The sequence below is a fragment of the Streptomyces acidiscabies genome (assembly GCF_020010905.1).
GTDB classification, from domain to species: Bacteria; Actinomycetota; Actinomycetes; order Streptomycetales; family Streptomycetaceae; genus Streptomyces; species Streptomyces acidiscabies.
In genome coordinates this window covers 2,006,586-2,029,260 of sequence record NZ_JAGJBY010000001.1, presented here as the reverse complement: position 1 = coordinate 2,029,260, position 22,675 = coordinate 2,006,586, and the positions used below count along the sequence as shown (strand labels likewise).

Annotated in this window: 11 protein-coding genes and 1 pseudogene; 6 read left to right on the top strand and 6 right to left on the bottom strand. The window is 68.4% G+C overall.

Going from position 1 to position 22,675, the window contains the following annotated elements:
- Window positions 1-223: 223 nt before the first annotated feature.
- The gene (locus J8M50_RS09555) at window positions 224-634 is read right to left on the bottom strand and encodes a rodlin (RefSeq protein WP_010355666.1); all 411 of its coding nucleotides are present in this window, start codon (window positions 632-634) and stop codon (window positions 224-226) included.
- A gap of 222 nt (window positions 635-856) precedes the next feature.
- Between J8M50_RS09555 and J8M50_RS09550 the strand changes: the two genes are divergently transcribed.
- From J8M50_RS09550 to J8M50_RS09540, 3 genes are all read left to right on the top strand, one after another.
- A complete protein-coding gene (locus J8M50_RS09550) occupies window positions 857-1,258 on the top strand; it encodes a rodlin (protein WP_010355665.1) in 402 nt (133 codons plus the stop codon).
- Window positions 1,259-1,360: 102 nt separating this feature from the next.
- A complete protein-coding gene (locus J8M50_RS09545) occupies window positions 1,361-2,431 on the top strand; it encodes an LCP family protein (RefSeq protein ID WP_010355664.1) in 1,071 nt (356 codons plus the stop codon).
- A 106-nt stretch (window positions 2,432-2,537) separates the two neighbouring features.
- Entirely contained in the window at window positions 2,538-2,945 is a 408-nt protein-coding gene (locus J8M50_RS09540) for a rodlin (protein ID WP_010355662.1), read from the top strand.
- Between the two features lie 57 nt (window positions 2,946-3,002).
- On the opposite strand, the gene J8M50_RS09535 is transcribed toward J8M50_RS09540, so the two are convergent.
- The 4 genes from J8M50_RS09535 to J8M50_RS09520 all read right to left on the bottom strand — a co-directional run bounded on the left by J8M50_RS09535 (window position 3,003) and on the right by J8M50_RS09520 (window position 12,124).
- Complete coding sequence (locus tag J8M50_RS09535; protein ID WP_010355660.1) at window positions 3,003-4,925, bottom strand: AMP-dependent synthetase/ligase; 1,923 nt, start codon at window positions 4,923-4,925, stop codon at window positions 3,003-3,005.
- 76 nt (window positions 4,926-5,001) lie between these two features.
- Window positions 5,002-5,856 carry an ABC transporter permease gene (locus tag J8M50_RS09530; protein ID WP_010355659.1) on the bottom strand — a complete coding sequence of 285 codons (855 nt, stop codon included), beginning with the start codon at window positions 5,854-5,856 and terminating at the stop codon, window positions 5,002-5,004.
- Window positions 5,853-8,477: an alpha/beta fold hydrolase gene (locus tag J8M50_RS09525; RefSeq protein WP_010355658.1), complete on the bottom strand. Its 2,625-nt coding sequence runs from the start codon at window positions 8,475-8,477 to the stop codon at window positions 5,853-5,855. The genes J8M50_RS09530 and J8M50_RS09525 overlap by 4 nt, the downstream gene beginning before the upstream one ends.
- Before the next feature lie 167 nt (window positions 8,478-8,644).
- Window positions 8,645-12,124 carry a DNRLRE domain-containing protein gene (locus tag J8M50_RS09520; protein ID WP_141655598.1) on the bottom strand — a complete coding sequence of 1,160 codons (3,480 nt, stop codon included), beginning with the start codon at window positions 12,122-12,124 and terminating at the stop codon, window positions 8,645-8,647.
- Between the two features lie 214 nt (window positions 12,125-12,338).
- Between J8M50_RS09520 and J8M50_RS09515 the strand changes: the two genes are divergently transcribed.
- The 3 genes from J8M50_RS09515 (at window position 12,339) to J8M50_RS09505 (ending at window position 21,979) form a co-directional block, all read left to right on the top strand.
- A protein-coding gene (locus J8M50_RS09515) for an IS5 family transposase (protein ID WP_370516800.1) occupies window positions 12,339-13,165 on the top strand; the annotation gives its coding sequence in 2 pieces (ribosomal slippage) (window positions 12,339-12,695 and window positions 12,698-13,165; 825 coding nt in all).
- 260 nt (window positions 13,166-13,425) lie between these two features.
- Window positions 13,426-21,471 carry an RHS repeat-associated core domain-containing protein gene (locus J8M50_RS49660; RefSeq protein ID WP_010350108.1) on the top strand — a complete coding sequence of 2,682 codons (8,046 nt, stop codon included), beginning with the start codon at window positions 13,426-13,428 and terminating at the stop codon, window positions 21,469-21,471.
- Window positions 21,472-21,616: 145 nt separating this feature from the next.
- Window positions 21,617-21,979 (top strand): hypothetical protein, encoded by a 363-nt coding sequence (locus tag J8M50_RS09505; RefSeq protein WP_029183334.1) that lies wholly within the window; start codon window positions 21,617-21,619, stop codon window positions 21,977-21,979.
- On the opposite strand, the pseudogene J8M50_RS50050 reads toward J8M50_RS09505, so the two are convergent.
- Window positions 21,876-22,646 (bottom strand): annotated as a pseudogene (locus tag J8M50_RS50050) (hypothetical protein); the annotation flags it as partial. The gene J8M50_RS09505 and the pseudogene J8M50_RS50050 overlap by 104 nt on opposite strands.
- Window positions 22,647-22,675 lie beyond the last annotated feature (29 nt).

Sequence of the window (22,675 nt, the reverse complement as noted above, 5' to 3'; positions counted from 1 at the left end):
CCTCCCATGACCTACAGGCTGCAAACGAGAGATAGACAGCGAAAGAAACTGAGCAACATGGGCCGAACGGGAATTCACTCGAACGCATTCATATAATCAGCAGTTTGGCGTGACAGAACGATTCTTCGCAGGAAAGTAAAGCGAATTGACGGCGTGTCACAGAGAAACGCCCGGACGGCCCACACGCAGAGCGGACCGCCCGGACGCGACACACCGGCGGACGTCAGCCGTTGGAGACGCCGTTGCCCGAGAGCGCCGAGATGTCGCTCGCGAGGTGCGACAGCGGCTCGTCGCCCTTGGCCTGCGTCGAGTTCTCGGCGCACTGCTGGTTCTGCGGGGCCGACAGGATCGGGATGTCCTGGACGGCGATCGGCACCACGCCGACGACGGAACCGACGTTCGCCTTCAGCGGCACGCCGGCGCAGAGCTTGTTGACCGAGCCCTGGACCAGGGTGGCCTGGGGGCTCATGTCGCCCTTGGTCACCGAGTTGCCGAACGCGGACTGCGCGCCGTTGCCGCTGGCCGAGGTGGTCCCGCTGTCGTCCCCGATGGCAAGCGCCTGGGGGGCCAGCGCCGCGCTCGCGCCGACGACGGACGCCGCTACCGCCGCCACGGCCATTGCCTTCTTCAGCATTTCGCTCTCTTCTCTTTCCCGATCCCGGCCGTGGAGCCGGGACCTTGTGCCTGCCCCCGACACAACAGCGGACGCGGGAATTGGTTGCGGCACGTCACCCGATCGGTTTTCCGACACGCCGGTCTTGAGCCGTACGGGTGAATGGGGGAAACCGACGGGCCCCTTCGTCGGTTGATCAGCACGCTCCGGTGGACGGGGTTTCTCGAGAAGGGATTTATTCACGTGATCAAGAAGGTACTCGCCGCTGCTGCTGTCGCCGCGTCCGTCGTCGGCGCGGGCGCCGGCCCGGCCCTCGCCATCGGCAACGACCACGGCACGACCTCCGCGAGCGGCAACGGCGCCTCTCAGTCGTTCGGCAACTCGGCGACCTACGGCAACATGAGCCCGCAGATGGCGCTGATCCAGGGTTCGCTGAACAAGCCCTGCATCGGCCTGCCGGCCAAGGTCAACGCCGGTTCGATCGTCGGCCTCGTGCCGATCGCGGTCCAGGACATCAACGTCCTGTCCTCCCCGCAGAACCAGCAGTGTGTCGAGAACTCGACGCAGGCCAAGGGCGACGAGCCGCTGTCGCACATCCTCGACGACATCTCGGTCCTCGCGGGCAACGGCGCGGCCAACCACTGAGCCGTCGAACGGGTTCACTTCGCTGAGCCCAGGGGCTGATTTCCGCCCCGTCGCAGCGGGCCGCCGGTCTTCCGGCGGCCCGTTCCGTTTACGGTGCGCCGCGTGACGAGCGACAGAGCATCGAACTCATCCGAGAGAAACCTTTCGCCACTCCTACGGCCGTCCCGGCGCCGTCTCGCCTGCACGGCCGTCGTCCTCACCACCACCGGCACCCTCCTCGCCGGTGCCGCACTCCCCGCAGCGCACTCCGCCCCTCGCCGCCCCCTGAACATCCTCGTCCTGGGCACCGACGAGCGGGACACCATCACGGCCGCCGAGAAGCGCCGCTTCCACGCGGGCGGCGAGCCCTGCGGCTGCTCCGACGCGATGATGCTGGTGCACCTCTCGGCCCGCCGGGACCGGATCAGCGTCGTCGGCCTGCCCCGCGACTCCTTCGCGACGATCCCGGCGTACCGCGACGACGCGGGCCGCACCCGCCGCGCGCACCCCGCGAAGCTCAACTCCGCCTACCAGGAAGGCGGTCCGGAGCTGGCGGTGAAGACTGTGGCGGCGATGACGGGGGTACGGATCGACAAGTACCTCCAGGTGGACTTCCGGCGCTTCATGGACACCGTGAACCAGGTCGGCGGCGTCGAGGTGTGCACGCCGAGGCGGCTCAGGGACTCCGCGACCAAGATGGACCTGCGGCCCGGCAGGCACCGGCTGAGCGGTGGCCCGGCGCTCCAGTACGTGCGGTCGCGGCACTTCGACGGCAGCGCCGACCTCGGCCGTATCCAGCGTCAACAGCGGTTCCTCGTGCAGGCGTTGCGCGGTCTCCAGGCGCGCAGGCTGCTCGCCGATCCGGTGCGTACCGTCAAGTGGGCTCGGACGCTGCTCGGTTCGGGGCCGCAGGGGTTCGGGGTGAGTGAACTCGTGCGGCTGGCCGGGGAGTTGCGCACAGTGCCGGTGGGGGCGACGGAGTTCACGACCGTGCCGATCGCCGGGTTCAACCCCGTACGCAGGGACGTCGGTTCGACGCTCGCGTGGGACAAGTCGAAGGCGCGGGCGGTGTTTTCGAAGGTCGCGAAGGACCAGCCGCTGCTGGTGAAACGGGCGAACCCGCGCCCCAAGGATCCGCCGAACCTGGTGGGTGCGCCGGTGCCGGTGCGCGGGAGCGCGTACGCCTGCAAATAGCGCGCTCGGCTGAACGGGTCATCCTGCGCAACCTTCGACGGGGGCCGACAGTTCTCGATCACGCAGCTCCTCCCCCGGAGTCCGCTTTTCGAAGGGAACAAGAACCATGAAGAAGCTGTGGGCAACCGCCGCTGTAGCCGCGTCCGTAGCCGGTATCGCGGCCGGTGCCGCGCCCCAGGCGCTGGCCATCGGTGACGACAGCGGCACCACGTCCGCCAGCGGCAACGGTGCCTCGCAGGAGTTCGGCAACTCCGCCACCTTCGGCGACATGAGCCCGCAGCTCTCGCTGGTCCAGGGCTCGCTCAACAAGCCCTGCATCGGTCTGCCGGCGAAGATCAACGCCGGTTCGATCGTCGGCCTCGTGCCGATCGCCGTCCAGGACATCAACGTCCTGTCGGCGCCGCAGAACCAGCAGTGCGTGGAGAACTCGACGCAGGCCAAGGGCGACGAGCCGCTGTCGCACATCCTCGACGACATCTCCGCTCTGTCGGGCAACGGCGCGGCCAACGGCTGAGCCGTACCGCTCCCGTCGTACGGCGGGTCACCGGGCTTCCCGGTGGCCCGCCGTCCGTCATTTCTTGCGGTAGATCCCCTCGATCTGCTCGGCGTACACGCGCGTCACGACGTCCCGCTTCACCTTCAGGGACGGGGTCAGCATCCCGTTCGCCTCGGTGAACTCCCCTTCCACCAGCGCGAATTCACGGATCGACTCGGCGCGGGAGACGGCCTGGTTGGCGTACTCGACGGCCTGCTGGACGGTCTCGCGCATCCTCGGGTCGGCGGCGATCTGCGGGAACGGGGTGTCGGCGGGGAGCCCCCGTACGGCGAGCCAGTGGGCGAGCGCGTCCGGGTCGAGGGTGATCAGCGCGGCGATGAAGGCGCGGTTGTCGCCGACGACCAGGCACTGGCCGACGGGGGTGCGGCTGCGCAGGCGGTCCTCCAGGACGGCCGGGGAGACGTTCTTGCCGCCGGAGGTGACCAGGAGGTCCTTCTTGCGGCCGGTGATCGTGAGGTAGCCGTCGGCGTCGAGCGCGCCGAGGTCGCCGGTCTCGAACCAGCCGTCTTTCAGGGCCTCTTGGGTCGCCTCGGGGTTGTTCCAGTACGCGCGGAACACCGCGCCGCCCTTGATCAGGACCTCGCCGTCGTCGGCGATGCGGATCGCGGTGCCGGGGACCGGGCGGCCGACCGTGCCGGGGCGGGGTTCGAGCGGCGGGATCATCGTGGCGGCGGCTGTCGTCTCCGTCAGGCCGTAGCCCTCGTAGACGATGATTCCGGCGGCCTGGAAGAAGAGGTTGAGGGTGCGGTCGAGTGGACTGCCGCCGCTGATCGCGTAGTTGAGCCTGCCGCCGAGTTCGCTGCGGATACGGCGGTAGACGAGTACGTCGTACAGGGCCCAGGCGGCGTACAGCTTGAGGTCGGGGCCTTTGGTGGTCTGGCCGAGGAACTTGGCGAGGTACGCCTCCGCGAATTTGACCCCGATGCGTTCGGCGCGGTCGAAGGAGGCGCCTCGGCCGATCTTCTCGGCGGTGGCGCGGCCGGTGTCGTGGATGCGCTCGAAGAGGTAGGGGACGCCGACCAGGAACGTGGGCCTGAACTCCTTGAGGGCGGGGCGGAGTTCGTCCGGTTTCACGCTCGGGAAGTGGCCGACCTCGATGCGGCCCGTGAGGCAGGCGATCTGGAGGACGCGGCCCATGATGTGCGCGAGGGGGAGGAAGAGGAGGGTGGAGGCGGTGCGGCCGGTGACCGCCTTGAAGACGGGGTGGAGGAGTTCGAGGACGTTGCCCGCCTCCTCGTGGAGGTTGGTGTGGGTGAGGACGCAGCCCTTGGGTCGTCCCGTAGTACCTGAGGTGTAGCAGATGGTCGCGGTGGCGTCGGGGGTGAGTTCCCGGCGGCGCTTGGTGACCTCGTCGTCGTCGACCTCTCGGCCGAGGTTCCTCAGGTCGGCGAGCGCGCCCGCGTCCAGCTCCCAGAGGCGGGGGTCGCGGCCGGCGGTGGCGGCTACGGCCGTGGCGGTGTTCGCGGGGTTCTCGGTGATGATGTGCCGGGCGCCGGAGTCGCGGACGATCCACTCGACCTGTTCGGTGGAGGAGGTCGCGTAGACGGGTACGGTGACGCCGCCCGCCGACCAGATCGCGAAGTCGAGGACCGTCCACTCGTACCGGGTCCGCGACATCACCGCGACCCGGCCGCCGGGTTCGAGGCCTGCCGCGATCAGGCCCTTCGCGACGGCGGTGACCTCGGCGGCGAACTCCGCCGCCGTGATCGGGCGCCAGGTTCCCGCGGAGTCGCGGCGGCGGAGGATCGCGTCGCCGGGGGCCTCGGTGGCGTTCTTGTACGGCAGGTCCGCCATGCTGCCGGTCGTCAGGGGGGCCGTGAGGGACGGGACGTGCGCCTCGCGGACCGTGCCGGCGCTGTCCCGGACCAGGTCCAGGGCAATGCGGGCCGCGAGGTCGGTGCGCCGCTTGGCTTTCCTGAGGTCCCTGCGTACGCCCATGACGGCTCCCCTGACTTCAACTGGCTGGAAGTGAGGGCAACTTACTCGTGCGTAGCCTTCCGAGGCCAGAGGTTGGTCAAGAGACCACGTCCTTCTTCGCGAACCCCCTGAACGCCAGCGCGAACAGGATCACCGCGTACGTCACCGACACCGACGCCCCCTGCGCCATCCCCGCCCACTCCGGCGTCGGCTGGACCGCGTCCGCCCAGGCGTACTGCCAGTGCGCCGGGAGGAAGTCGCGCCAGTCGCCGAGCGCGGTGACCTGGTCCAGGACGTTGCCGACGATCGTCAGGCCGACCGCGCCGCCGACCGCGCCGAGCGGGGCGTCAGTCCTGGTCGAGAGCCAGAACGCGAGCCCGGCGGTGACCAGTTGGGAGACGAAGATGTACGCGACGACGATCAGCAGCCGCTGCGCCGCCGTACCCGGATCGAGCGCGCCGCCCGTCGGGAGGTCCAGTGAGCCCCAGCCGTACGCGGCCGTGCCGACCGCGAGCGCGACCAGCGGGAGCAGGACCATCGCGGCGAGGCTGAGGCCGAGGCCGACGACGAGCTTCGACCACAGGAGCCGGGCCCTGGGGACCGGCGCCGCGAGCAGGTAGCGCAGGGAGGACCAGCCGGCCTCCGAGGCGACCGTGTCCCCGCAGAACAGGGCGACCGGGATGACCAGGAGGAAGCCGGCCGACACGAAGAGGTTCACGGCGGCGAAGTTGGCGCCCGACGCGGTCGCCGTGTCCATCAGGGTGACCCGGCCGTCGCGGCCGTCCGGTGTGCCGCCGATCAGGAACGCGATCCACAGGACGAACGGCAGCGCGGCGAGGATGCCGCCCATGACCAGCGTGCGGCGGCGCTTGAGCTGGCGGGCGAACTCCACCTTCAGCGGCAGGGTCTTGGCCGCCCGGTAGCCGGAGGCCGTCTCGGTGAGCGTGCTCATGCGGAACCTCCGATCAGGGTGAGGAAGGCGTCCTCCAGGCGGCGGTGCGGGCCGACGGACTCCACCGGTATGTCGAGCCGGACCAGCTCGGTGATCAGGCGCTGCGCGGTGCCGTCGGGACCGAGGCGGACCAGGATGCCGCCGTCCGCCTGCGTCGCCGAGACGATGCCGGGCAGGGCCGCGATCTTCTCGACGATCGGCTCGTCGAGCGGCGTCGCCGTACCGACCAGGAGCGTGTCACCGGAGCCGACGATCTCGGCGACCTTGCCCGCCTGGACGAGCTGGCCGCGGTCCATGACCACGAGGTGCGTGCAGGACTGCTCGACCTCGGACAGGAGGTGGCTGGAGACGATGACCGTACGGCCCTGGGCCGCGTACCGGATCATCACCTCGCGCATCTCGCGGATCTGCGGCGGGTCGAGGCCGTTGGTCGGCTCGTCGAGGATCAGCAGGTCCGGCAGGCCGAGCATGGCCTGGGCGATCGCGAGGCGCTGGCGCATGCCCTGCGAGTACGTGCGTACCGCGCGGGCGAGCGCGTCGCCGAGGCCCGCGATCTCCAGGGCCTCCTCCATGTGCGCGTCCTGCGCGGGGCGGCCGGTCGCCTGCCAGTACAGCTCCAGGTTCTCGCGGCCCGACAGGTGCGGGAGGAAGCCCGCGCCCTCGACGAACGAGCCGACCCGGGAGAGGACCGGCGCGCCCGGGCGGATCGCGTGCCCGAAGACGCGGATCTCGCCGCCGTCGGGCCTGATGAGGCCCATGAGCATGCGTAGGGTGGTCGTCTTGCCGGCGCCGTTCGGGCCGAGCAGGCCGAGGACCTGGCCCTTCTCGACGGTGAAGCTCAGGTCCTTGACGCTGTAGCGGTCGCCGCCCTTGTACTTCTTCGTCAGGCCGGTGATCTGGAGGGGTACGTCGCTGTGCTCCGGGTCCGGCGCCGGGGTCGCCGTGCGGCGGCGGGCCGTGAGGAGCAGGGCGGCGGCGACGCCCGCGCCCGCGAGGGGGAGCCACCAGACCCAGGCGGGCAGGGTGGACGCCGTGCTTTCGAGGGCCGGGTCCGTCGGGACGGTCAGCTTCTGGTCGGCCAGGGAGACCGTGTACGACGCCGTCGCCGCCGGGGAGGCGTAGCCCAGGTCCGTCGAGGCGAGGACCAGGCGCAGGCGGTGGCCCTGCTCGATCTTGCGGTCGATCGCGGGGAGGGTGATCTTGACGTCCTGGCCGTCCTTCGCGTTGTCCACGCGGAGGGGGGTGACCAGTTGGGAGGGGAGGACCTGGCTGCGGCCGTCCGCGCCTACGTCGTACACCTTCGCGAAGAGGACGGCTTCGTCGCTCGTGGACTTGACATGGACGGTGGCCGTCGGGGAGCCGGTGATGCGGAGGTCGTCCGTGACCGGCTGGGACGTGAACGCCGCGTACTGGCCCGGGAAGTCCAGGGAGAGGCCGACGCCCAGGGAGGAGAGCTGGGCCAGGCCGCCGCCGCCCGCGCCGAGGCCCGGGAGTGCGGAGATGGCGGGCGGGTTGGCGCCGGGCGGGTTGGTGAACGTCTGTGCTTCGCCGGTGAGTTGGATGTTCTTGGTGTCGTTGCCGAGGCCCGGGTACGTGTTCGCGCTCGCGCCCCTGAGCTGCGCCGCGCCGTCCGTGGAGTCGACGCCGCCTGTGCGCGTGACGCGGAACGCCGGGCCCGTGTCCGTCGCCTTGTCGTCCTTCAGGTAGCGGTCGAACCAGTTCCGTACGCGGGTCTGGACGCGGTCCGACTCCAGGTCGCCGCCGTCGTGGCCGCCGGCGATCCAGTCGACGTCCACGGGGGCGCCGTTCGCCTTGATCGCCTTCTGTGCGGCGTCCGACTGGTTCAGGGTGAAGAGGGAGTCCGTCTGGCCCTGGATCAGGAGCGTCGGGACCTTGATGCGGGTGCCCACCGCCGAGGGTGAGCGGTCTTCGAGGAGCTTCTTCGCCTGCGCGTCCGGGACGCCGGATTCCGCGACCCTGTCGTACATCGCGCACAGCGCGGGCTCGAACTTCGCGCAGCCGCCCGCCGTGTTGAAGAAGACGCCGGTCCAGAGTTTCTTGAACACGCCGTCCGGGAAGAGGGCGTCGGCGAGGTTCCAGTACGTGATGGAGGGGGCTATCGCGTCGACGCGGGTGTCGTAGCCGGCGGCGAGCAGGGAGATCGCGCCGCCGTACGAACCACCGGCGATGCCCACGCGCGGGTCGTTGGTCTTGTCCAGCTCGACCTGGGGCTGTTTCGCGAGCCAGTCGATCAGCTTGGAGACGTCCTTGACCTCGGCGTTCGGGTCGTTGAGCCCGATCTTGCCGGTGGACTTGCCGAAGCCGCGCGCGGACCAGGTGAGGACGGCGTAGCCGTCGCGGGCGAGGTCTTCGGCCTGGTCCTTGAGGTCGTCCTTGCTGCCGCCGAAGCCGTGCGCGAGGAGCACGGCGGGGCGCTTTTTCGTACCGCCGGTCGTGAAGTACGAGGTGTCCAGCTTGACGCCGTCGATGTCCATGACACGGTCCGCTTCACGCACCGCCGGCTTGCCGTCCGACGCCACCGCCGTCCACGTGCCTGCGCCCGCGAGGACGACGACGGCGGCTGCTCCGGCCAGAAGGCGCCGTGGGGAGAGGCGCCTCATGTGCGGCCCCGGGTCTGCCTGGACACTCGATCACTCATGCGTCAACGGTACGGGGTGAGTCTGACAAAGAGCTGTCGACCGTAGGGCGAGGTGGGGGCCATCCTTGGGGTGTACAAGTCGCCGGGGCGTACCGCAGGTGCGGTACGCCCCGACACTGGTCTCCCCGGTCAGCCCAGTTGCTTCGTCGTGGCGAAAAGGCTGGCGCGCAGGGTCGTGGCCGCTCCGATGGTGGTGGCGCCCCCCTTGTAGAGCAGCAGGGCTCCCGCGCTGTTGGTGGCGACGATGTCGGGGATTCCGTCCTTGGTGATGTCCGGGCTGCCGTACAGGAGAGGGAAGTCGGCAGCGGTGAAGGTGCCCGGGGTGACGTAGTAGTCGTCACCGTCCAGGCTGTCGGCAGAGGTACCGAGACTCTTGAGGACCGTGCCCACACCGTCGCTGTCGAGAATGCCCTTGCGCAGGTAGATATTGCCTGCGGCGGTTCCGGTGCGGACGCGGTACGTCATGTCGGCGGCGCCGTCACCGTTGTAGTCGGCGATGGCGACGAAGTCACGGTCCGCCCAGGCACCGGTGGTCAGTTGGATCGCCTCGGTGAATGTAACGCCGGTGTAGCCGGTGAACACCCACAGCTCGGCCCCGCCCGCACCACCCGCGACGAACAGTTCGGGTCTGCCGTCACCGGTGACGTCGCCTGCCGACTTGATCTCGGAGAACGTCGAGGGGTGAGGCGCGTTCGCCGGTAGGCGTACCTGGATACGACGGCTGACGTCGATGCCTCCGTAGCCGTCACCGGGGTAGACGAAGAGCCGACCCTCAGGAGTACGGATCACCCAGTCGGTGACGCCGTCGCCGTGGGCGAAGTCGCCGTTGTGGGTGACCAGGGAGAACGTGCCCTGGCCGTTCCAGATGTGGGGAACGGTGGCAGCGTCTCTGAGGATCTTGCCCTGATCGTGCGCGGCATATGTCTGGTTGAACCAGGTGCCGTTCTGTGACAGTGCGCCGATCCAGAGGTTCCCGACGTCACTGATGTGCGCGAAGTCGGCGGTGCCGTCGCCGTTCAGGTCACCGGGGCTGTCCGGGGTCGAGCGTGGCTTGACGTAGAAGGTGTGGATGCGGGCGGCGGGGGACATGTTGCCCGCCGCGTCGACAGCCTTGACGTACAGGGTGTTGGGGCCTGCGGCAGGTGGCATGACTCCGGTGACCGTGGCCGACTTGAGGGCCGTGGTGCAGGAGACCGTGGTACCACCCGAGGTTCCCTGCTTACCGTTCGCGCAGACGTAGCCCGCGTAGTTGGTGGAGTTGATCGACCAGACGAACTTCACGATGTCCGTCTCGCTGGTGTCACCGACTGCGAAGGTGAAGCTGCCGGCGGTGCCGAAGGGATTCTTGGACCAGGTCTCGCCGTCACCGTCGTTGTCGTTGTCACCGGGGAAGTCCGTCGAGACGACCGGAGCAGGCGAGTCGGGCAGGTCGGTGTCGTAGGTGAAGCGGCAGGTGGGGGTCCAGCCGCTGCTGGTAGCGGCATCCCAGGCACGTACCCGCCAGGCGTACGTCACTTTGTTCACCAGGCCGGTGAGAGAGGCTCCGGCGACCTCACCGTCGTCGGCGGCCCGGTTGTACGTCGTCTTCGCACCGGTGTCGGAGCGCGTGACCTCGAACTCCAGCTTGGCGAGGTCACCGTCCGGGTCGACGGCCTTGGCACTGATGGTGGGTACGGTCTTGCCGAGTTTGATGTACGGGGCACTGCTGGTGTCGCAACCACCCGGCGTCATCGTGTAGTTGGTCGGAGCACCGGGCCTGCGGTTGTAGGTGACGGCAAGTACGGGCGAACCGGCGCCCTCCGCCTGGAACTTCTTCCAGGAGTACGTGTCCGTCTCCAGGCCGCCGGCGGAACTCGTGGGTGCCGTCGACGAGTTGGAGGCGACCATACCGAGGTTGAACTCGGTCCAGCCGTTGTCGGCGGCCTCCTGGAGGAGGGAGGTGACGGTGAAGTTGACGTAGGCGTCCGGGCAGGCGCTGTTGGACTTCCAGCCATAGGCGAAGGACTTGGAAGTGATCTTCCGCTTCCACGCCGGCTGGTTGTTCCAGGTCGTCCGGGTGCCGAAGCCGTCGGTGCGCCACAGCTGCACGGTGCGCTTGCTGCACGACCAGGAGTGGGTCTCCAGGACCTTCAGGTTGGCGGCGGAGACCGTCGCGCCCTTGATGGCGGTGCGCAGCCTCATCTTGAAGAAGGAGCGGGCGGTGCCCCAGGTGTCCCGCTCAAAGCCGACCCGGGCCTCTTTGGTGTCCTCGTTGTAGTTGGCACCGTCGTAGAAGCTGGAACCCGGATATTTCTTGTAGACCGTCGTCCAGTTGGCCCGGATGCCGGTGGTGGAGGGGTCGAGAAAGAGAGGGTAGGTCAGTCCTTCGGTACTCACGAGATAGCTGCTGGGTGGGCTGACCGTGAGAACACCCGTGTCGAAGGAAGCAGCCGCGGTAGTCGCGTGAGCGCCTTCGCCGGGACCTCCCGCGGCGGGCAGCGCGAGAGTCTCGTGTGCGGCAGCCGGTACGGCGTAGGCGGCAGGGTCGATGCCCTCCTCGCCGGGCACGGTGCCCGCGTCCTGGCCTGCGGAGGGAGCGAGGGAGGGTTCGATGGTGAAGTCCGCGTCCGGGACCTCGCCGGGGTCGTCGCCGTGCGCGTCGGCACTCGGCGGTTCGGTGTCGTCCGGGGCGGGTGCGGGTGTGTAGCCCTCCTCCACCGCTTCCCGGTCCTCGTTCGTGCCGGTGGCGGCGTCCGGGTCAGCGGCCGGGGTGTCGGTGTCGTGCGTACCGGCGGAGTCCCACAGGAAGGGAGTGGGGGAGACAGCGATCTCCTGACCCGCATCGTCCTTGGCCAGCAGCACGTCGGTGGCAGGGTCGAGAGAGAAGGACAGGGTGGGTGAGGTGACGCGGTACCTTGGCGGAGTCGCGGCCAACTGTGCGGCGGCCTCGGGAGTGTGGACGATCAGTACGTGGGTGAAGCCGGTGTCGCGGGCGGACAGCATGAGGTCGACGCCGGGCAGGACTCCCTCGTACAGGGTCCGGTTGTCCTCGACCACGGGTGCGGGCAGTTCTCCGGGCCACTCGAACGTGATGTCGTGGCCGTCCGCGGTCATCGTCAGGAGGTGGTTCCAGGGGGTGTCCTCGGCGCGGAAGGCGGCCTTGCGTGCGGTGGATCCCTCGGCTTCACGGTCCCCGTCCGTGAAGGTCACCGGGTAGGGACTGTTGACGGTACGCCAGCCGTCGCCCTCGCGCCGGAGTGTGGTGTCGACCGGAGCCCACTGTCCTGCGGAGTTCTTCGCACGCACGGGTGCGACGGACGTGGTGTAGGTGAACGTGCCGTCCGGGTTGGCGACGGTCGTGGAGAACTCGTCGTGCAGCGCGGCGACTTCGACCTTTCTGCCGGTCTGCCGCGCCTTGAGCTGAGCGGCGTTCTCGTCCAACGGACGTGCGGCGGCAGGCGGCTTCGCGTCGCGCTCCGGGTCGCCGTCGCTCCGCAGGGCCAGCACGGCACCGCCTCCTGCGAGCAGGGACACGGCGAGCGCGGCGGCGAGGCCACGGCGAACGCGCTTGCCGACAGACGGACTTGGTGCCGTCTCCTGTGCTTCGGTGGCGCTGTCGAGGTCGCTCAAGGAGCCCTTCTCCAAGCGGTGCGGTTCTTCGGGATGCCCTCGGACCTGGCCGTCTCGGCCACACGGACGCGCCGATCGCGCCGGTTCGGGCCGTTGGAGTATGAACAGCTCATCCGTTCGAGATCAACACCCTTTGAGCCACCGACCAGTGACTTGCCGGACACCCAGGGCCACTTAGAGGTTGTCTCATGTGGCGTGATGTTCGTGCGGCATGATGTCGGTCGTGACTGCCGATCTGTCGAAGCGGCTGGTTCCTGATGAACTCTGGGAGCTGGTCGCCCCGTTGCTGCCGTCGTTCGTCGCTCGACCGCAGGGAGGCGGGACCGCTCCGCGTGATGAGCGGGCCGTGTTCACGGCGGTGGTGTACGTACTGACCAGCGGGTGTGCCTGGCGGCACCTGCCGCCGACGTTCGGTACGTCCCCGGCGACAGCGCACCGCCGGTTCACGGCCTGGACCGAAGCCGGCCTGTGGCGCCGGCTGCACCGGGCCGTGCTCGACCGACTCGGCGCCAGGGGTGAGCTGGACTGGACCTCGGCGATCATCGACGCGGCCTCCGTCCGTGCGAAAAGGGGGGATCACTGACCGGGCCGAACCCGGTCGACCGCGGCAAGAAGGGCAGCAAACTGCACGTCCTGTCCGACGCCCAGGGCATCCCGCTCGCCCTCGCGGTGTCCGGCGCGAACCTCCACGACAGCCAGGCGTTCAAGCCGCTGATCCGGGCGATACCCGCCGTCCGCTCGCGGCGCGGACCACGAAGACGACGTCCCGTCAAGATCCGCGCGGACAAGGCGTACTTCTCCGCCGACCACCTGGCCTGGCTCCGTGAACGGGGCCTGGTCCCGCGCATCGCACGTCCGGGCATCGAGTCCGGCGAGCGACTCGGCCGGCACCGCTGGAAGATCGAACGGTCCATCGCCTGGCTGCTCGGCTACCGCCGCCTCACCGTGCGATACGAGCGGAAGGGATCGCACTTCCTCGCCTTCCTCGGCCTCGCAGCCGCCCTGACCTGCTACAAGAAGCTCGCGAAACTCACCACGTGAGACAACCTCTTAGAGCTTTTTTTGCATTTCTTTGTCCAGATTTGACGCGTGACATGAATTACACGAATCCTTCAAATCTTGACGAAGATCTTCATCTGGCCTTTATCTCGTGCTCTGTCCGTGAGTTTGTGATCACCATGCGCCATCCACCCGAGGGGATGGGGCGTCGGGGGGTGCGTGGGGTGCTGTCGTGGTGCGGCAGAGGTGTACTGAAGAGATCGCCGCGTGAACGCCGGATACGACGCGGAGCTCGCGCCGGCGTGATCGCCGGGCTGTTTCTCGCCCTCAACGTCACACTGCTGCCGGGGGCAGTGGCCGTCGGTCCGGACGACACCCGCACCGCAGTCGAGTTGGACGATCTCCAGGAGACGGACGCCGTACCCGTCGACGAGAAGCTCAGCGACGACCTCGCGGAACTCTCCGGCGAGGCATCGACCCAGCCGAACGAGCCCTACAGCCCGGCAGCGGTGGCCGAGGTCCCTGAGACCACTGGCAGCAAGACCCTCGACACCCTGGCCGCAGGCTCCCCGACCGAGATCGCGAAGTCGGCCGACGGCACGATGAGCATCGGCGTCGGCGCACCCGAAGGCGCCACGCCTGAAGCCGCCGACGCCCTCAAAGGCCAATGGAGCGTCGCCGCAGCCGCTGAGGACAAGGTGCTCGCGAGCGGCGCGCAGGGTTTCCTGCTCGCCGTCGACGCACCCGACACCGCCATCGGTGACGCGGTCGTCTCCATCGACGCGACCAAGCTCGCGAAGAGTTACAGCGCTCAGTGGCTCGACCGGCTGTCCTTCACCCTCATGCCGGCCTGTTACGCCACCACACCTGATCTGGAGGAGTGCTCGACCGGTACTCCGGTGACCACCGATGTCGAACGCACCGGCGACACGGTCGAAGTGCCACAGGACGCCGGAGACTCCTCGGGCTCCGAGACGGATCCCGGCGAGGACCCCTCGGACGACGAGGTCGTCGGCGACACGGACACGACTGTCGAGGTCCCGGAGACCCTGCTCAACATCACCGTCGACACCGCCGCGCTCGGCACGGCGTCACAGCCGACCGGCGTCAGCGCCGAAGGCACGCCCTCGGTGAACCAGGCGGTCTGGCGTGGAGGCCGTACCGCCGGTGCCGTACGGCAGATCGCCGACTCCCCGAAGAGTGCTCTGTTCGTCGGCAGTTCCTACGGAGCGGGTTCGGGTGGCGACTTCAGTGCCAGTCCGATCGTCTCCGCGGGTTCCTGGACGGCCGGAGGCGCCTCGGGAGCCTTCAGCTACGCGTACACGATGGCCGCACCTCAGACCCCCGCCGGCCCGTCCCCCAACGTCACTCTCAGCTACAACTCGCAGACCTCGGACGGCCGTACGTCCGCGACGAACAACCAGGTCTCCTGGGTCGGCGAGGGCTGGGACTACAACCCCGGCGCGATCACCCGCACCTTCGTCGGATGCGCCGCCGACACTTCCGGTGCCAACAACAAGGACCACTTCACCGGTGACCAGTGCTGGGGTTCGGACAACGCCGTGCTCTCCTTGAACGGCAGCACCACCGAACTGGTGCGCGTGAGTCCCACCAGCAAGGAGTGGAAGAGCTCCCGTGGCGACAACACGCGCGCCGAACTGCTGACCGAAGCCGACTACTCAAAGGTCGTCACCGGGGTTTCTTCCTCCGGCAACGGTGACGACAACGGCGAGTTCTGGAAGGTCACCACCAGCGACGGCACCCAGTACTACTTCGGTCTCAACCGCCTGCCCGGCTGGTCCTCCGGCAAGGAGGAGACCAACTCAGTCCTCACGGTCCCCGTCGCCGGCAACCACAGCACCGACCCCTGCTACGCCGAGAAGTTCGCGGACGCCTTCTGCGACCAGGGCTGGCGTTTCCAGCTCGACTACGTCGTCGACACCAACGGCAACGCGATGTCCTTGTGGTGGGAGAAGGAGCGGAACGCCTACGCACGGAACATGAAGGAGGCCCGTGCCGTCGGCTACGACCGGGGCGGCTACCTCACCCGCATCGACTACGGCCAGCGCGCGGGTGCACTGTTCACCGAGGAACCGCTGGGCCGGATGCGTTTCAACGCCGCCGAGCGCTGCTTCTACGACAACGCCCTCAAAGTCCCCTGCACGAGCGCCAACTTCGACTCGAAGCAGTCCGACCGGACCCGTCCGTGGTTCGACACACCCGCCGACCTCGCCTGCACGACTGGCTCCAAGTGCACGACGTACACACCGACTTTCTGGTCGCGCAAGCGGCTCGCCTCGGTCGACGCCTGTGCTCAGCGCGAGCAGGACGTGCGGCTGACCGAGTACAAGGCGGACACCGACGGCAACGAGACCGGACAGCGCAACGCCTGCGGTGTGGCGCCGGGCTCGTCGACCCTGCTGTCGAAGGTCGACTCCTGGAGCCTGGGACAGTCCTTTCCCTGGGACCTGACCGGTGAGTACACCGCGCTGTGGCTGGAGTCCATCACCCGTACCGGATACGCCGTCGACGGTGCCACGGACACCCTCAACCCCGTCTCCTTCGGTCACAACAAGCAGGCACTGCCCAACCGGGTCAAGGAAACGGCAGCCGATCAGGGCGAGGTGTTCGACCGGCTGCGCATCCAGGATGTCGTCTCCGAATACGGCGGCCGCACGCACATCGACTACAAGACGCCGGCAGGCAAGTGCCTGCCCGGCAGCGCCCGACCGGACCCGGACCAGAACGACCAGCTCTGCTATCCCGTCCACTGGCACGCCGACGGCGAACTGGCCGACAAGCGCATCTCCTGGTTCCACAAGTACGTCGTCGACAAGATCACCGAGTTCCCGCGGCTCGCGGATGCTCAGGAGATCGTGACGAAGTACACCTACGACACCGACAGCAGCCCTCTGTGGGCCAAGGGCCAGGCGGAGTTCTCCCGTCCCAAGACCCGCACCTGGGACGACTGGCGCGGCTATCCCACCGTCACGACCGTCACCGGAGCCACCGACGCGTCCGCGGGCAGCGTCGCCGCCAAGTCGGTCACCCGCTACTTCCGGGGCATGTACGACGACGTTCTCGCGGACAACACCCCGGACAAGTCGACCGACGACGTCAAGCGCGCCGTCAAGACAGCCGACATCGAGGGCAAGGTCCTCGCGAACGACCTGAAGGCGTACGCCGGTATGGTCGCCGAGTCGCTGGCCTACCCGAACGCCGCCGCCGACACCAGGACCGGATGGACATCCCGTACGGTCAACGTCCCCGACCCTCCGGTCCGGTTGGCCACCCGGGAGCGCACCGACGGCCCGGACGTGGTCGCCGAACGTGTCACGCTGGGCGCGACCACTACGTACACGAAGGCATCGGGCAAGGGTGCCGACGGCTCGACGCTGCGCACGGTCAGCACGAAGACCGAGTACGAGGGCACCTACGGGTTGCCGGTCAAGGTCCATGAATACGGCGACCTGGCAGACTCGAAAGACGACTCGTGCACGGTGACGTCATACGTGCACAACACGGCCGCCTACCTCATCGGCCTGGTCTCCCAGACCGTGACGACGACCGGCGCCACCACCTGTTCCGCCGATCTGTCGGCGTCGACCGGCCCGACCCTCGTGGCCGCCTCGCGCGTCTACTACGACGGCGCGAGCAGCCTCACAGCCACACCCGCCAACGGCCTGGCGACCAGGACGGTCACCCCGACCGGCACCGGCACCGGCTGGCAGGAGAGCATCGCCGAGTCGCGGACCGAGTACGACGGCCTCGGCCGTGTCGTCAAGGTCACCGACCCGACGGGGATCGCCAACACGACGACGTACACGCCGTCGAGCGGCCAGGTCTACTCGATCGAGACAGTGGCCGACGCGGGCGGGAGCAACCTGCGGGAGACCACCGCTGTCGAACCCGGACGCGGCACCACGCGCACGTCGACCGACGCCAACGGCCGCGTCACGTCGTACCAGTACGATCCGCTGGGCCGCGCGGTCGCCGCCTGGGACACCACCCAGTCCGCCACCGACGACCCCACCGCGCGTTACTCCTACAACACCGACCTCAAGAACCCGGTGTCCGTCGTCACGGAGTCGCTGTCGGACAACCCGAGCGGCGCCGCCGGGGACGCGACGTACAAGACCGCCACCACCATCTACGACGGCCTGGGGCGTGAACGTCAGACCCAGGTCCCGGCAGTGGGTGGCGGCAGACTGGTCACCGACACCTTCCACAACGCCTCCGGCCAGGTCCGTTTCACCCGCAACGCCTACTACATGGCGGGTGACCCGGGCACCGGCCTGGTGGCACCCGAGTCCGAGTCGGCGGTCCCCAACGCCACGTCGTACACGTACGACGGCCTGGGCCGCGTCCTGACGGTCACCCCCGTCCACCACTCGTACCCGCAGACCGGCGAGACGTTCACCAACGCCGACAAGCCGGTACCGACCACCGACCGCCGCACCCGCTACGAGTACGCCCTCGACCACACGATCGTCCGTCAGCCGCAGGGCACCCCGGCATCCCGGGTCTGGACGGACGCCTTGGGCCGGACGGTACGTCAGGACACCTTCAGCGACACCCAGTTGAGCGAAGCGGGCGCGGTCAGCACGACGTACGCGTACGACCTGCGCGGCGACATGGTGACCAGCACCGACGACGTCGGCCACACCCGCACCTGGACGTACGACGCCCTCGGCAGGGTCACCGACACCACCGATCCGGACACCGGCGCGACGCACACCGACTACGACGCCTACGGGCGGGTCTCCTCCGCGACCGACGCGCGCGGGCAGAAGGTCTCCTACACCTACGAGCGTCTGAACCGCGTCTCGGAGATCAAGGTCACCCCCAAGGGCGCCTCCGCCTCCACGCTCGTCCAGGCATACGCCTACGACGGCGCGACCGGTGGCAAGGGCCAGTTGTCCTCGGCCACCCGCTACACCGACGGCAAGGCGTACACCACGTCGATCGCCGGTTACACGGCCGACTACCAGCCGACCGCGATGACCACGGCACTCCCGCCGGGTTCGACGCCGGGTCTGACCGCGGACGGCTTCGCGACGCAGTACACGTACAACTACACGTACAACTCCGACGGCCAGTTGGAGAAGTACAGCTCTCCGGCAGCGGGCAGCCTCAGTGCCGAGGACGTCGTCACCCGCTACAACGAGGCCGGCCTGCCGGTCACGGTGTCCGGGCGCGGCTGGTACACCGCCGAGACCGCTTACTCGCCCTACGGCCAGGTCCTGCGCTCGACGGTCGGCGAGGCGGGACACCGCCTGTGGCAGGAGAACACCTTCGACGAGTCCACCGGCGAACTCCTCACCGCCCGGCTGGTCCGGGAGAGCGCCACGGACACCACGGTCGTCCCCGGCAGCGAGGTCAGCAAACGCTCCTACGCCTACGACGCCTCCGGCAACGTCCTGTCCGTCGCCGACCGCATGGGCACGGCGGCCGAACGGCAGTGCTTCACGTACGACACCCTCGGCCAGCTCACCCAGGCGTGGACGACTCCGGGTGGCGGCACCTGCACGGCCTCCGGCAAGCCGTCCCCCGCGCCGGTGTACGCGGACGGCACGGTCAACGTCTCGTCCGCTTCGGCCGGTTACTGGCAGTCGTACGAGTACGACGTGCTCGGCAACCGCACCAAGAAGACGGCGTACAAAGCCGATCCGACGTTCACATCGGGCGTGCGGGACACCAAGGGCGACGTCGTCACGGAGTACGCCTACGGCACAGACGCGTCGGAGGCAGTGAAGAACGACCAGCCGCACACGCTGACTTCGGCCACGGAGACGTCGACGACGGCTGCGGGGGCGCAGGTCAAGTCCCGTTCGACGCAGTCGTACGACGCGGCAGGCAACGTGGTGGACCGCGCCGACGCCGACGACTCCGCCCAGAGCTTGGCCTGGACGTGGGACGGCAAGGTCGAGTCGGTCACCGGGTTCGGTGCGGAGGGTTCAGGGCCGTGGGTGGGCGCGTCGAGCCTGTGCCTGGACCTGGCGGGCGGTCTAACGACGGCCGGTACGGCGCTTCAGGTCTACGTCTGCAATGGGAGCAAGCCGCAGAACTTCCGTGTGCAGCCTGCTGGTTCGGACTCCACCGTGGGCCAATTGGTCGTGGGCGGGCAGTGTGCTCAACCCAGCGGCACGGCAGCCGGCTCGGCCGTGGTGATCCAGGCGTGCGCGACCACAGTGGCGGCACAGCAGTGGCAGACGCTGGACACCGGCCAGATCAAGCACGTCTCGACGGGCCTGTGCCTGTCCACACCGGCCGCGACCGTGGGCACCGATCTGACACTGACCGCCTGCAACTCGACGGTGGCGACGCAGATCTGGAAGCCCGCGTCGAAAACGTCGTATGTGTACGACGCGATGGGCAACCGGCTGCTGGAGCGCACCAGCGCGGGTGCGGTGCTGCATCTGCCGGACGCGAAGGTGTCGTTGACGACCGCGGGGAAAGTCCGGTACGCGGAGCGGACCTACGGCGGCAGCGTCGCGGTGACGCGCTACCACGAGGCGGCGGCCAACACCGCCGGTTTCGTGGAGCACTTGTACGCCCAGGCGACCGACCTCAACGACACGCCACTGGCAGAGGTCCGACTCGACGACGGCATGGCGGTCCGGGTCACGAAGAAGGACCCGTGGGGCGAGGACCGTGCCGCGAACCTGCAACCCCGGTCGCACACGGCGTTCCACACAGGTGACGACGACGCCGGCTCCGGCCTGGTCCACATGGGTGCGCGGGAGTACGACCCGTCGACGGGCCGCTTCCTCTCCGCCGACCCCGTCCTCGACCAGTCCGACCCGCTCCAGGCGAACGGCTACTCCTACGCCAACAACAACCCGGTCACCCACTCCGACCCCTCCGGCCTCACCTCGACGGCATCGAGCTTCGACGCGTCGATCGCAGCGCTGGACGCGAAGATCGCGGAGTACCAGCGGACGCTGAACCGGTCCATCGGCGATGTGATCCTGGCGACCGGCTGGGCGGTGTTCAAGCAGTTCATCGGATGGGACGACGTTGTCGGATGCTTCTCTCAAGGCGACTTGTGGGCCTGCGGAAGCCTGCTGATGGACGCAATTCCCGCCACCAGCTTCTTCTCTAAATCCAAGAAGATGTGGGGAGCCTTCAAATCGACGCGCAAGGCTGTCAACGCCTGGCGCTCGGCCAAGGCAGCAGCTGAGACCGGGCTCAAGGCGGCCCAGGCCGCCAAGGCGGCGCTGGTCAAGGCGAAGAAGGCCGCGGAGGCCGCTGCGGCGGAGGCCAAACGGAAAGCGCAGGCCGCCGCGAAGGCAGCTGCGGAAGCAGCCAAGAAGAAGGCTCATACCGGGTCCAAGGGGGCACGCGGCAACCCCGTACAGGTCCAGGCCCGTAAGACGGCCCAGCAGAAGGGATCTGCCGGGGGCGGCAAGGCGGAGAACAAGTCCGGAGGGTCACGGAGCGGGTCGGGGAAGGAGGACTCGGGCTCGGGCAATTCGAGTTCGGAGGCCGCCGCGTCTTGCACGACCAACAGCTTCACCCCGGACACCCGTGTCCTGACGGCCGATGGCACCACCAAGGCCATCAAGGACGTCAAGGTCGGCGACAAGGTCCTTGCCACCGACCCCGAAACCGGTGAGACGCGGGTGGAGACGGTCACCCGCGAGATCAAGGGCAAGGGCGTCAAGCACCTGGTCAAGGTCATCATCGACACCGACGGCGACAAGGGCACGAAGACCGCCGACGTCACCGCCACCGACGGCCACCCTTTCTGGGTCCCGGAGCTGGGTGAGTGGATCGACGCGACCGACCTGCGAGCCGGCGAGTTGCTGCGGACCGGTGCCGGAACGCTGGTCCAGATCTCAGCCGTCGAACGGTGGACGGCGCTGGATGAGACAGTCCATAACCTCACTGTCAGCAGCCTGCACACGTACTATGTGCTCGCGGGGGCCACGCCGGTACTCGTTCACAACTGCAACGTTAACGGCGAAGCTGAGGTCAGGATCCCCGAGTGGGCCACAGACGCAGAAGCACAGCAGTTCGCAGACTATGTAGATGCGGCCAATGACGCCATTGCGCGGGGCCAGATGTCGCCCACGGGACGGGTCTCTACCGCAGGTTCCATCAGAAGGGAGGCGGCACGTGAGGCAGCCATCGAGCGGCGCCGTGCGGCGGCGGCCGGAACTCCCTACTCTGGTGTTGCCGGGCATGCGCCGGATGCGATGTGGCTGGGTCATGGGAAGCCGCCAACCTGGATCGATATGGCGAAGCGGGTGAACAGTAGTCTTTCTGCCCAGGGGCAGCGCTGCCCCGTGGGGTGCAGTCCTAGGAGATTCGTGCTGGTGGATAACAGGGGTGGCGGTGTCTGATTGGTCGGCGCTTTTTGCGGAAATGGAAACGGCTAAGCGCAGGTTGGCGGCGAGTGACCGAGACGGGCTATGGCGTCACGAGCAACGTCGGCCTCCAGCCATACCGAGTCGGATCGCGGAGATCGCTACGGTGACTCACTGTTCGGTGGACCCTGAATACGCCGATTTCCTCCTGCATGCGGATGGCTGGTCGGCCATTTTGCAGGACATTGACCTGTTCGGGACGGCGGACTTCTATACCGACGCTTACGCCGAAGCCGAGGAATTGGTACGCGTGATCGAGGATGAGGTGGAGATCGAGCACGGAGAAAGCTTCACCCGCCTGATTCCCATCGGGGCGTCACGGACGGACATCGACATCCTCGTCATGCCGTGTGCGAGCGATCTGAAGCGACCGGCCCCCGTCATCTGGCTTGCGGGCGGGGAAATCGAAAGGTATCGAACCTTCTCCGATTTCTTTCGTGGGATGATCGCCGAGAATACTGCGGAGGCGGACTCCCTGGCGTGAACTCACCCCTCCAAAGGTTGCAATAGAAAATAAAAAGCCCTGCCGGGTGCGCCCTGGCGGGGTGTCGGCCTTGCGGGCCCGGCGGCCGTACTGTCGCCAGGTGAGACGTCGGCGAAGTGGCGCTGGGCGAGCTGCACGATAGCGGACCCGCTCGCGCAGGTGGCGGGCCGGGAAGTGAGCCAGTCAGCGACCGACGCCGCGTGCGGCCTTCGACCTGGCCGAACAGACCGCGTCCGCCGATCGCGTCGACGAAGCCGATGTGCCAGGCGTCCGCGACGAGTTCCCACTCGCTGGTGGCGGGGTTCTGCTTCCGCACCGGCTGCCCCGCCGGGTCTCGTCGATCCCGATCGACGAGGTGGCCGGCAGGGCTTCGGCCGCATACTTCTCGAAGCAGTGCTGCACGACCTGGCCGGCTCAGGCGCGGGTCGCGGCCGGCCTGCACGACGGTGCGAGAGCCGTCGCAGACCGCGGCCCCCGCCGCCCGGCGCAGGGCGGTGGTGGTCCGCATTCCCACGGGGACCGCACGGATCGCCTCGGTGAACGAGCCGCGTGGGCAGGCGGGTTCGGTGCAGCACCAGCGCGCTTTGCGCCACTGGATATTCACCGGGCGCCCACCACAGGGCAGGTGCCGGGGCAGGGTGGTGCGGTAGTCCTTCAACCGGGTGGCGAAGACCCCGCAGGGGGCAGACCCGGGCG